Genomic DNA, 12,429 nt, shown 5'->3' on the forward strand with positions numbered 1-12,429 from the left:
CGGGAGTAGGGCCCTGGAGCACAAACGGACGCTCGAGGTCCTCGTCACCGGCGTCGCGACCGAACTCATGGGAGTCGATGCGGCGACGGTGCGCGAGGCCTACGAATCCGTGCTGCGGCAACTCGTGGACTACCTCGGCATCGACTTCAGCTTCCTCCGACACAACGACTTCGAGGCCAGGGCCACCAGACTCACCGCGGAATGGCCACCGCGACTGAGCGTGCCCGATCCGGATCCACTGGCTGTGGTCTACTTCGACGACGCAGACTCGGTATTCCGCCTGGCCGAGACACTGACCGAACCGGCAGTGTTTCGGCCGGATCCGGAACAGGAGGACTACCGTCGACGCGTCGAGCAGGGGTCGGGATTCTCCGCGACCTCGATGGCCGTCGTGCCATTGCTGCACTCCGAACGCACCACCGGCATCCTCGGCTTCATCAAGATCGGTGACCGAAGCTGGTCCGAGGCAGAACTCAACGCGCTCAAAGCAATTGCGGCACTGCTCTCTCAACTGCAGGCACGGGTGATCGCCGAGGAGCAACTTCGATTCTCGGCACTGCACGACCCGCTGACCAAACTGCCGAACCGCACGGCTCTCGCACAACACCTCCGCGAACGACTCGACCCGTCCATGCCCGGTCCCGTCGCCGTGATGCACATCGATCTCGATCGACTCAAAGCACTGAACGACTTTCTGGGCCACCTGGCCGGAGACCACTACCTCGAGACCATCGCCGATCGACTGCAGAGCTTCGTCGGCAGGTCGGCCGGTCTCGTCGCACGCCTGGGCGGCGACGAGTTCCTGGTGGTACTGGCCGGGCCGTGCTCGGCCCGCGTCGCAACACACCACGCCGAGATGATCGCCGAAGCCGTGAACGCCCCCGTCACCCTCGGAGTCGAACGCATCAGCAGAAGCGCGAGCATCGGAATCGCCTTCGGCCAGCCCGGCAAGCACACCGCCGAGTCGCTTCTGCGGCAGGCAGATCAGGCCGCCCTGGTGGCCAAACGCGCAGGCGGCCACGACATCGCGCTGTTCACCGAAGAGATGCACGCCGACGCCGAACTCCGCAACGACGTCGAGATCCACCTGCGCGAAGCCATCGCGGGCGACTCGCTCACCCTGCACTTCCAACCCGAGGTGGACCTGGTCACCGGACGCATCACCGCGGTCGAAGCCTTGGTCCGATGGCAACACCCCACCCGCGGACTGCTCCCCCCGTCCGCATTCATTCCGGTCGCCGAGGAGACCAACCTCGCCGGTGAACTCGGTCGCTGGGTCCTCGACCACGCCTGCCGCACCCTCGCCGACTGGCAACGCGAGATCCCCAACCTCGACATCGCGATGCGCGTCAACATCTCCCCCGTCCAACTCGTCACCAACGGATTCGTCGGTGCCGTCGCCAGAGCACTCACGGAATTCTCGATAGCCGGGCCCGACCTGTGCCTCGAGATCACCGAAGTGGCAGTGGTACAGGACCTTTCCCGCACCCGCGTGACCCTGAGCGAACTCCACGAACTCGGCGTGCAAGTGGCGATAGACGACTTCGGCACCGGATACAGCTCCCTGTCACACCTCAAGGAACTCCCCGTCGACGCACTCAAGATCGACCGCGCCTTCGTCACCGACCTGGGCAACGAGAACACCGGCGACCTCGCGATCGTTCAGTCCATCATCGGACTCGCCCGCGCATTCGGGCTGACCATCATCGCCGAAGGCGTCGAAACGCAGAGCGCCAGAAGAACCCTGATCGAACTGGGATGCACCCGCGCGCAAGGATACCTGTTCTCCAAACCGGTGCCGGCCGACGACGCACTCGAACTCCTCCACGGCGTGCGCATCGACATCTGACCATCCTGATAACCTGACATCCGCACCACACGCCGGTGTAGTTCATTGGTAGAACGCGACCTTCCCAAGGTTGAGAGGCGGGTTCGATTCCCGTCACCGGCTCCACCGACCGCCCACCTCGGACCGTCCTCCTGCAGGCTCCACTCCTGCCCATCCCGGTCGTTCCTGCAGGCTCCACTCCTGCCCATCCCGGTCGTTCCTGCAGGCTCCACTCCTGCCCATCCGATTTGCTCCCGTCTCGTCCGTATCGCTGAACTCACAGACGCTGCATAGTCACTGCGGTCACTCCTGAAACAAACCGACCACCGCACAATTTCGGTCGATACCCTTGCTACCGACCGGTAGCATGTGCGAATTCATTCATTGTATTCGCAAGAATTCCTGCATTTCCGAAGAAACTTCTTCCGCCTTCTTCGCCGTGCTAGAAATCAAATGTCGACATCTTTTCACCGACAAATGACCTGACAGGAATCCCCCTCATGCGATCACTTTCGACAATTGTCGCGGTCACCCTGACGACGATGGCCGTGGCCGTCTCGTCGGCGACCGCCGCCCCGTCACTGGCCACACCTCCGAGAACCCAAGGCGGAGCCGGAACCCTTCTGTGGGAGGATCAATTCAACGGATACGGTGGACCCGACCCCGCCAAATGGGGATTTCAGACCGGCCGCTGGGGCGCGAGTTCCGGTGAGCAGCAGTACTATACAGATTCCTGGAACAACGCCAACCAGTTCAATGGCTCACTGAACATCACCGCGCGTCGGGAGAACGCACCCGACCGCAAGCGGGCACCGTACAACTTCACCAGCGCCCGCGTGGTCAGCATGGGCAAGCAATCGGTGACGCCGCCGGTGCGCATCGAAGCATCGATCAAAATGCCGAGCGCCCAGGGTCTGCTGCCCGCATTCTGGACCCTCGGTCTCCAACCCGGTGGCGAATATTCATGGCCCAGCCAAGGGGAAGTGGACATCGTCGAAATTCCCGGGCTGTACGGGCCGTCATTCAATTTGCACGGCCCCTCCAAGTGGAACTCCAATCAAGATACGAAGACCGGCGGAAGTATGAATCCGGTCAACAACGGATTCCACACATACCGAATCGACTGGTTGCCCAACAGCATCACCTGGTTCGTCGACGGAGTCGCTCGGTTCTCCCTCACTCAGGCCCAGTACGAGGCGAAGGGCGGCAACTGGAAAGCGTTCTCGGGCTCGTGGCCGCACTACATCCTCTTCAACGTCGCCGTCGGCAACAACTGGGTCGGCAAGACACCGAACAGCACGCCGTACCCGCAGACGATGAGTGTCGACTGGCTACGCGTGAGTCGTCTCTGACCTGCAGAGCAGCACTTCCTGTCCGCACGGGGCTCAGCCACCACGGCTGGGCCCCGTGCGGTGTGCGCAATCGGCACGGTTTCGACGGCAGAACAATTCTTGTGACTTTTCTCAGCGACGCCGTCTCGTCATAGGGACATTCCACAGTCAGGGGAATATCGTCTGTTCATGCGCGGGCCACGGCGGAGTCTGATCACCCTCGTCATCGCCGCTGCCACCGCGCTCCTTGCGCCTTCCGCACACGCCGGGCCCGTGATGCCCATCGCCGCCGCCCCCGAGCAACCCGACCACGCCGATGCCATCCGCTACTCGGCATCGAACCGCGACGCCGCCCCGCCCGGAGCCAACGACATGAGCTGCACACCCACCGCAGCCCACCCGAATCCTGTCGTCCTCGTGCACGGCACCGATGCCACCGCGTACGCCGACTGGGCAGGCTTCGCGCCGATCCTGAAAGCAGCAGGCTTCTGTGTCTTCGCCATCAACTACGGCACGTCGCCGGACGGCAGATCCAACGGGTACGGCGTCATCGAAGACAGTGCAGCGCAACTGAAGGCGATGACGTCGTCGATACTCCAGGCAACCGGTGCCGCCGCAGTCGACGTGGTCGGCTACTCCCAGGGTGCCGCGGTGGCTCGATACTTCGTCAACAGACTGGGCGGCGCCTACGTCGTCGATCGATGGGTGGGAATCGCATCACCGACGTACGGCGGCACCATGTACGGAGTAGCGCCCGTCGTGCAGGCGGTGCCGGGTGCAACCGGTGTCCTGGCAAGCGAATTCGGTCCCGGTCTCGCCCAACTGATGGCCGGATCCGACTTTCTCGACCGACTCAACGCAGGCGGCGACACCGTGCCCGGGGTGGAGTACACCTCCATCGCAACACGGGTCGACGAGGTGATTCAGCCGTACACCAATGCGCTGCTTCGAGATCCGGGAGCGCACAACATCGTGGTGCAGGACGTGTGCCCCGATACCGAGGTAGCGCACTTCACGTTCACCTACGATCCCACCGCGCTGCGGTTGGCGCTCAACGCCCTCGACCCGGCGAACGCGCGTCCCCCGACCTGCGTACCGGTGCCGCTGGGAGCCGGAATCCTCGACGTCGTCCTCGCCAGCCACTGATCCTCAGGTCAGGAGCTGATACGCCCTGAGCCCGACGTACAGTTCGGCGGCCTGGATCGGATCACGGAAGTCGCGACCGGTGAGCTCGGCGATTCGACGTAGCCGATACAACACCGTGTTCCGGTGGTAGTGCAGCGATTCGGCGGCATCGCGGGTGGAACCGCCGCACGAGAACCAGGCGTCGAGAGTATCGAGCAGGCTCTGCCGTTCGGCTCGCGGCAACGCCAGCAGATCGCCGAGTATCTGACGGGAGGCGATCCGGCCCGATTTCGGATCGCGGACCAGCAATAGCGGCACCGGCACCGAGTCGTAGCGCACCGGTGCGGGCGGTGATGCCTCGCCCGAGGTGCACGACCGCGCCAGCCGGGCCTGGCCGACGGCGTCACCGATACCCGACGGCGACCGGAACACCGAGCTCACCCCGACCCGCCCCGGACACAGCTCGCTCAGCGTGACCACAGCGGAGTCGATCTCCGATTCCGTTGCGGCACAGATGAGCCCGACGGTACCGTCCACCTCGGCGTCCCACACCGATTCGGCACCCGCGGTACGGAGGCGGGCGATCAATCCGTCGATCCCCATCGCTGCGGTCAACGGCTCCTGCGAAACCACCGCGAAGTAGCCGTGGTCGGGAATGCGGAACGTTCGCAACGCGTCCGCCGCCGCAGTCGGATTCGCGCCGTGATCGGCGAAGAGCACACGGATGAGGCGTCCACGAGCTTCGGCGCTTTCGCGCGCACGCATGTCGGCGCTCTCTCGATAGGCTTCCGCTGCCTCGTCGGAGTACACGTCGACCAACGCCCAGACCTGAGCGGCCATGTCCAGCAGCGCATGACTCGCCCGGCCGTCCGAGCGTTCCATCAACTCGTCCCAGACCAACCTGCCGCCCAGCCGAAAGGCGTGCAGCAGGGCAGCCAGCGGTACCCCCTGCTCGGCCTTGAGCCGGCCCGCGTCCCGCGCCGACTCCAGCCGCATGGGAGCACGACCGGACAGCTTGCCCAACATCGAGGCCAGATTGCTCCGCGACGCCTCGTAGAGCTGCTCGGTGGTGAGCAGCGTCGATTCGAGGTAGGCGTGCTCGGCCCCCAGGATGCGTCGCACCAGTTCGGTCGCGAGATCGTCGACGCCGTCGAGCATCGTCGCGGCCAGATCGGTCGGTGACGGATGCACATCGAACTCGGTCGCGGTCATGACCGAACTCTAGCCGTACCCGTGTAAGCCACGCCACAGCGGAATTGTGCGGTGGCACAAACTGTCGCATCCGATTGAGGCCCCCGGCCCATAGCGTCCCGCGCCCGAGTGCGACCACAATCACAGTGAAGCCGTGTACCCGAACGACGAGTGGAGCCGAGAAGTTGACCAGCGACGTCACCCCACACCTGCAATCCGTACCGACGACGGGACCCACCGAGGCAGTCGACTCAGCACTCGCCGATCTGTCCGCGGGAGAGAAGAACTGGGAACGCCTCACCCTGGCCGAACGCCGAGCGCTCCTCCAACGTGTGCATGCGCTGACCACAGCTCACGCGCAGGAGTGGGTGACGGCGGCAACGTCGATCAAGGGACTCGACGCCTCGTCCAGCCTCGTCGGAGAGGAATGGCTGTCGGGTCCGTACTCGTTCCTCAACGGACTCGGCACCGTGGCGCACACACTCGCGGCGCTCGAAGCAGGCACCAGCCCACTGGCCGGTGCGAAGTTCGGGACGGCACCCGGTGGGCGCACGACGGTGTCGGTGCTGCCCCTCAACATCTTCGAGCGACTCCTGCTCAACGGGTTCAGCGCCGAGGTGTGGCTGAAGCCCGGAATCGACCGTGCAACCGCACAGCGGACCGCGGGTCTCGCCCAGCTCGACCCCACCCGCACCGCAGGCATCGGAGTGGTTCTCGGCGCTGGCAACATCACCTCGATCGCGCCGCTGGATGCGTTGTACGAACTGATCGCGTTCAACCGGGTCGTTGCACTCAAGCTCAACCCCATCATGGATCCGCTGCTGCCCGTGTTCGAGAAGATCCTCGCCCCGCTCGTCGACATCGGCGCACTGCGTCTGCTCACCGGAGGAGCCGACGTGGGCACCTACCTGGTCCAGCACTCGTCCGTCGACCACGTCCACATGACCGGCAGCGCCATCACGCACGACGCGATCGTCTTCGGTCCCGGCCCGGACGGAGCTGCGCGCAAGGCGGCCAACGACCCGATCCTCACCAAGGAGATCTCCAGCGAACTCGGCGGAGTCTCCCCCACCATCGTTCTGCCCGGTGAATGGAGCCGTGCCGACATCGAGTTCCAGGCCGAACACATCGCCACCCAACGCCTGCACAACAGTGGATACAACTGTGTCGCTTCGCAGGTCGTCGTACTGTCCTCGGAATGGAAGCAGCGCGACCAATTCGTCGCCGCCCTGCGCGCCGCCCTCGACCGAGCTCCGGCACGAACGCCCTACTACCCCGGCAGCGACAAGCGAGTGTCCGACGCCACCGCCACCTACCCGTCCGCCGAACGCCTCGGTGAACGCGGCGGCCGCGTGCTCATCACCGATCTGAACCCCGGCGAATACGCACCGCTGCTGCAGACCGAGTACTTCGCACCGGTCATGGGGATCATCGAATTGCCCTACAGCGGAGCAGCATTCGCCGCCAAGGCGGTACAGGCCGCGAACGAGGAATTCACCGGAACACTCGGCATCAACATCATCGGCACCCCCGGCACCATCAAGGGACTCGGGGAGAAGTTCGACACCATGCTCGCCGACCTCCGGTACGGCACCATCGCCGTCAACGCCTGGACGGCCATCGGATTCCTCACCGCAGCGGCCACCTGGGGCGCATTCCCCGGCCACACCGTCGACGACGTGCAGAGCGGAATCGGCGTCGTGCACAACGCATTACTGATCGACGGGGCCGAGCGAACAGTGGTGCGCGGGCCTTTCCGGCCACTGCCGCGCTCGCTGGTCAACGGCGAACTCTCCATCTCGCCGAAGCCACCGTGGTTCGTCACCAACAAGACCGCAGCATCGACCGGCAAGCTGCTCACCGCATTCGCGGGCGCACCGTCCTGGTCCAAGCTGCCGGCAATTTTCGCCTCCGCCCTGCGCGGGTAGAACCCAGCGTCGACGACGATCGAAGGACAATCATGAGCTCTCAGCGCACGACGGCCGACTACATCGTGGTGGGCGCAGGTTCGGCAGGCGCGGTGGTGGCCAATCGCCTCAGCGCAGACCCACGCAACGAGGTGATCCTGCTCGAGGCCGGCCCCGAGGACAAGAACAAGTTCGCCCACATTCCCGCTGCATTCTCCAAACTCTTTCGCAGCGAGGTCGATTGGGACTACCTCACCGAACCGCAACCGGAACTGCGTGATCGCAGCATCTACTGGCCGCGCGGCAAGATGCTCGGTGGCTCGTCGTCCATGAATGCCATGATGTGGGTGCGCGGATTCGCCGCAGACTACGACGACTGGGCGGCAGTCTCCGACGACTCCTGGTCGTTCCGCAACCTCGTCGGCTACTTCCGCAAGATCGAGAACATCGAGGGCACAACCGAACTCGACTCCGGTACGGACGGCCCGCTCGTCGTTTCGCACCAGCGCAGTCCCCGTGCCCTGACGTCGTCCTTCCTCGACGCCGTCGAGGAGGCCGGTTATCCGGTGGAGACGGCCAACCTGCCCGAACCCAGGGGCTTCAGCCGCACGATGGTCAACCAGAAGCGCGGCGCACGGTGGAGCACCGCCGATGCGTACCTACGACCGGCGAAGAAGCGCAAGAACCTCACCATCCTCACCGATGCGCAGGCCACTCGCGTCCTCTTCGAGGGCAGTGCCGCGGTGGGCGTCGAATACACCTCGGGCGGCGCAGTACACACCGTTCGTGCACGCAGAGAAGTCGTACTGTCCGGCGGAGCGATCAACACCCCGCAACTGCTGATGCTCTCGGGCATCGGCGACCAGGAACAGCTGAAGTCGCACGGCATCGCCGTCCGGCATCACTCACCCGGAGTCGGACAGAACCTGATCGACCATCTGGCCGCACTCATCGGCTGGAAGACCGAAACCGACTCGCTCTTCCACGCCGAGAAGATCCCGGAGCTGGTCAACTACCTCGCACGCCGACGCGGCATGCTGACCTCCAACGTCGCCGAGGCCTACGGTTTCGTCAAGAGCCGCGAGGACCTCGCCCTGCCCGATCTCGAAGTCATCTTCGGCCCGGCACCCTTCTTCGACGAGGGACTCATCGCGCAGGACTCCCATGCCGCCGTCATCGGAACGGTGCTCCTCAAACCGGAGAGCCGCGGCGAGATCACCCTCCGATCGTCCGACCCGACGGCCAAGCCCATCGTCGAACCGCACTACCTGGGCGATCCGGAGGGCCTCGACCGCCGGGCGATGATCGAAGGCCTTCGGGCATGCATCGCGATCTCCGAAACACCCGCTCTGAAGGGACTGCTCGGCGACGTCGTACGCCCCAGGGTGGCGTCGAACATCTCCCCGGCGGACCTGCTCACGGAGGCTCTCGAGCAGAATGCGCACACGCTGTATCACCCCGTGGGCACTGCCCGTATGGGCAACGACGCCGACAGTGTCGTCGATGCCGAGTTGCGGGTACGGGGCGTCGACCGCCTTCGCGTCGCCGACGCGTCGATCATGCCGAGCATCATCCGCGGACACACGCACGCGCCGTCGGTGGTGATCGGCGAACGAGCAGCGGACTTGATCCTTCGTTGATCCGCGAGTGAACCTTCGGAAAATTTCCGGTTTGGCAGTCCGGTTTGTCGGGTAACAGGTGGACACGCTCCCTTGCAGGGGATCGAGATGGAACCCATCCGCTCGGCAAGCAGCGCCGAATGACCCACAACGCTCGAGAGACGAGCACGGAAGGTTGACCGACATGTTCACTGTTCGTAAAGCTTTGGCCGCCACCGCAATCGGTGCACTCACCATCGTCCCGCTTGCCGCATGCTCCAGCGACGACGCTTCCAGCACCACCGACGCAGCCACCTCATCGGCATCGTCGGCCATGGAAACCACCGAGAGCACCCCCGAGCCCGCAGCCGAGGTCGACAACCTCACCGGTGTCGACACCGCAGTTGCGCTCGATCCCGGCTTCACGGGTGCACTGACCACCCTGGGCCTCACGCCCGGTGTCGTCGGAACCGCCACTCTCGCAGACGGATCCATCCGCTTCCCGATCACCGGCGGAGACGTCAAGTACTGGGAGCCCGGCACCGTCGATCCCTACGTCCAGGGCGAGATCAACCACGACGGCAGCGGCCTTTCGCTGACCGCAGGCGAGACCGTCGTCGAGCTCACCAACTTCGATATCGACCCGGGCACGTCGCTGCTCACCGGTGACGTCTTGGTCAACGGCGAAGAAGCAGCCGCAGACGCAGTGCTGTTCGATCTCGACGGCCGCACCCTGCAGCCGCTCGCTACCGGACCCGACAACACTGCAATCCTGCAGGGCACCCAGGTGAAGATCTCGGAGACCGCTGCCGGACTGCTCAACAGCACCTTCAACACCGATGCTGTGACCCCCGGACTGCTCGTGGGCGTTGCGACCATCACCATCAACACCGCTGCATAACAGTTTCCTGACCCCGTGCGCGAGGCGTCACCGTCGACGACGGTGGCTCTCGCGCACGGGTGTTTGCATCGCAGGACCAGGAGCCGACCGATGAGAGCGTTCACGAAGATCTACGGCGGGCACCCGCTGCATGCGGTCGGTCTGCTGCTCTCGTTCGCCCTCGTCGGCTACGTCGTCACACTCGCAGGGCCGCAGACTCTGTGGAACAGCGACGTGTGGTGGAAATCCGTTCTCGTGTGGTTCTTCGGATCGGTACTGCTGCACGACGCAGTACTGTTCCCGCTCTACTCACTGGCCGATCGGCTCCTCACCAGCATTCCGAGCCGCCACCTGGCCGTGTCACCGGTGAACTACGTTCGCGTTCCCGCTCTCGGGACAGCACTGACGTTTCTGATGTTCTTCCCCGGGATACTCTCTCAGGGTGCGGAATCCTATCGGGCCGCAACCGGTTTGACCCAGGAACCCTTTCTCGGACGTTGGCTCGCGCTGACCGCGGTGTTGTTCACCGTGAGCGCCGCCGCCTACTTCATCCGATGGACTCTCGTACGGAGCCGAGCATGAGCGTCACCGCCGATACACTCTTCAACCGCGCAGCAGCCGGACTACCCTGCTGGATAGGCGATTCCGACGGCAGCAGGGAGCAACTTCCCACCGCGCGGTGGATGGGCGGCAGCGCCTCGTCAGCCGAGGATCGCCGCGCGGATCACGCCATGCTCAGCCGATGTACCGGCCCCACCATCGATCTCGGCTGCGGGCCGGGTCGACTCACCGAAGCACTTGCGCGACGCGGCGTCTCGGCACTCGGTGTCGACACATCCCGAACAGCAGTCGATCTGACCATCGGGCGCGGCGGCAACGCCGTTCTCCGCGACCTGTTCGAGCCACTGCCCGACACCGGCAACTGGTCGTGTGTCCTCCTCGCGGACGGCAACATCGGCATCGGGGGCGACCCGGTGCGTCTGCTCCGCCGGGCGGCCGACCTGCTCGCACCCCACGGAGCCGTCATCGCGGAAGTGGATGCGCCCAGCGATACAGGAATTCGTCACCGCACCGTACGGTGGGAAACCGACACCATGGTCGGCGATTGGTTCGCCTGGTCGAGCGTCAGCGCCGACGCCACATCGGATCTCGCCAATGCCGCCGGCCTTCGAGTGGTCGACGTGGCACCGATCGACGGGCGCTGGTTCGCTCAGATGACGCTGGCTCCGCTCACCAGTTCGTGAACAGCAGATGATTGATCGCCAATGCACCGATCACCTGCAGCGCCAACCAGAAGCGATGCGTCCTGATCGGCAACACAGCGGGCGCGATCAGCATCCACATCGCGAAGGGCAACCAGATTCTCTCGGTCTCGGCCTTGCTCAACTGACTCAGATCCGCCATCACCACCGCAGCGACACCGCCGATCACCAACAGATTGATCGGTTCGAGCCGGGTGAGAATCCGTGGGAACGCCGCGGGCACAGCAACACCCAGCGCACAGAACAGCGCCGCGAAATTCGCCCAACCCCAGTACTCGAACGGACGGTCCTTCGCGATGCCCTGGTAGTAGCGCTCCTGCACCAGCAAGTAGCCGTCGTACCACCAGAATCCGTACGCCGTGAAGATCCCCGCGACGATCAGTGCACCGATCAGCGCGCCCACCAACGGCAGAATCCTCCGCCCGGCAATCAACACCGCGACCGCAGGCAGGCCCATCAGCACCAGCCCGTAGTTGAGGTAGATACCGAAACCGAGCAGCACTCCAGCACCGATCGACGCCGGCCACAGGTACCGCTTCGTGGAAATCGCCAGCAACGCAACGCCCCACGCGGCAACACCGGCATAGAACGCATCCGCCGAGACGGCGATCCAGATCGCCGCCGGGGCGATCGCCACGAAAGGTGCTGCACGCCGCGCGATGTTCTCGTCACCGAGCACCTTCAGTGTCAGCACCAGCGCGACGGCGGCACTCGTACCGACCAGCACGCACAGCGTCGCCGCCCAGGCTCCACCGCCGAGGCCGAGACGATCGAGCCACACGAAGGTGAGCAATGCGCCCGGTGGATGACCCGACACATGCGTCGTCCACGAATCGGCCTGGTAGTCCAGGATCCGCTCGGAGAACCCGCGGAGCGTGGCCGGAATGTCGGTGACACCGGGCACCTCGTGCAGGTACTCGTCCGTCGACGCCAGCCGGTCGACGAAGCCGCGCTTCCAACCGTCCACCATCGCCAGCGACATCGTCCAGGCCGCCGACGCACCCCACACGAGGAACAGCAGTCGCGTCCACGACAGTCGACGTGCCACCGTCGGCCCCCACAACACGGTGGCCACGGCGATCAGAACGGCGACGGGAGTCCCCCATCCCACGTGAATCTCACGGAAGCCGAACAGCGGTGCCGCATCGGCGAAATCACGCACCTGCTGCGGAGTTCTGTTGATGATGGGAGTGACGAGTTCGTTGCCCAGGTACGGAACGACGAATGCGACCACGACGAGCACGACGGCCAACGTGCCGGCGACGGCTTCTCTCCAGTAACGGATAGTCTTTTCTCCCTGCGGACTC

The 12,429-nt window shown here is 64.8% G+C and carries 10 protein-coding genes and 1 tRNA gene; 9 read left to right on the forward strand and 2 right to left on the reverse strand.

Annotated features, from left to right (window positions below):
- Window positions 1-67 precede the first annotated feature (67 nt).
- From CH273_RS03870 to CH273_RS03885, 4 genes are all read left to right on the forward strand, one after another.
- Window positions 68-1,849 carry a putative bifunctional diguanylate cyclase/phosphodiesterase gene (locus CH273_RS03870; RefSeq protein ID WP_052049872.1) on the forward strand — a complete coding sequence of 594 codons (1,782 nt, stop codon included), beginning with the start codon at window positions 68-70 and terminating at the stop codon, window positions 1,847-1,849.
- Between the two features lie 31 nt (window positions 1,850-1,880).
- A tRNA-Gly gene (locus tag CH273_RS03875) sits at window positions 1,881-1,954 on the forward strand.
- A gap of 374 nt (window positions 1,955-2,328) precedes the next feature.
- Window positions 2,329-3,180 (forward strand): glycoside hydrolase family 16 protein, encoded by an 852-nt coding sequence (locus CH273_RS03880; protein WP_032396624.1) that lies wholly within the window; start codon window positions 2,329-2,331, stop codon window positions 3,178-3,180.
- Window positions 3,181-3,348: 168 nt separating this feature from the next.
- A complete protein-coding gene (locus tag CH273_RS03885; RefSeq protein ID WP_032396625.1) occupies window positions 3,349-4,305 on the forward strand; it encodes an esterase/lipase family protein in 957 nt (318 codons plus the stop codon).
- Window positions 4,306-4,308: 3 nt separating this feature from the next.
- Here CH273_RS03885 and CH273_RS03890 read toward each other — a convergent pair whose 3' ends face one another.
- Window positions 4,309-5,496: a PucR family transcriptional regulator gene (locus CH273_RS03890; RefSeq protein ID WP_032396626.1), complete on the reverse strand. Its 1,188-nt coding sequence runs from the start codon at window positions 5,494-5,496 to the stop codon at window positions 4,309-4,311.
- Window positions 5,497-5,684: 188 nt separating this feature from the next.
- On the opposite strand from CH273_RS03890, the gene CH273_RS03895 reads away from it, so the two are divergent.
- From CH273_RS03895 to CH273_RS03915, 5 genes are all read left to right on the forward strand, one after another.
- Window positions 5,685-7,403 carry an aldehyde dehydrogenase family protein gene (locus CH273_RS03895; protein ID WP_032397235.1) on the forward strand — a complete coding sequence of 573 codons (1,719 nt, stop codon included), beginning with the start codon at window positions 5,685-5,687 and terminating at the stop codon, window positions 7,401-7,403.
- A gap of 32 nt (window positions 7,404-7,435) precedes the next feature.
- A complete protein-coding gene (locus CH273_RS03900; protein WP_032396627.1) occupies window positions 7,436-9,022 on the forward strand; it encodes a GMC family oxidoreductase in 1,587 nt (528 codons plus the stop codon).
- Between the two features lie 163 nt (window positions 9,023-9,185).
- A complete protein-coding gene (locus CH273_RS03905; protein WP_032396628.1) occupies window positions 9,186-9,881 on the forward strand; it encodes a hypothetical protein in 696 nt (231 codons plus the stop codon).
- A 90-nt stretch (window positions 9,882-9,971) separates the two neighbouring features.
- Complete coding sequence (locus tag CH273_RS03910) at window positions 9,972-10,442, forward strand: hypothetical protein (RefSeq protein ID WP_032396629.1); 471 nt, start codon at window positions 9,972-9,974, stop codon at window positions 10,440-10,442.
- The gene (locus CH273_RS03915; protein ID WP_082322571.1) at window positions 10,439-11,104 is read left to right on the forward strand and encodes a methyltransferase domain-containing protein; all 666 of its coding nucleotides are present in this window, start codon (window positions 10,439-10,441) and stop codon (window positions 11,102-11,104) included. Before CH273_RS03910 ends, CH273_RS03915 begins: the two co-directional genes overlap by 4 nt.
- Here CH273_RS03915 and CH273_RS03920 read toward each other — a convergent pair.
- Window positions 11,091-12,407: a glycosyltransferase family protein gene (locus CH273_RS03920; protein ID WP_052050023.1), complete on the reverse strand. Its 1,317-nt coding sequence runs from the start codon at window positions 12,405-12,407 to the stop codon at window positions 11,091-11,093. The two genes, CH273_RS03915 and CH273_RS03920, sit on opposite strands and share 14 nt — an antisense overlap.
- Window positions 12,408-12,429: the final 22 nt, after the last annotated feature.

This window comes from Rhodococcus sp. 05-339-2, assembly GCF_002258965.1.
Taxonomy (GTDB): domain Bacteria; phylum Actinomycetota; class Actinomycetes; order Mycobacteriales; family Mycobacteriaceae; genus Rhodococcoides.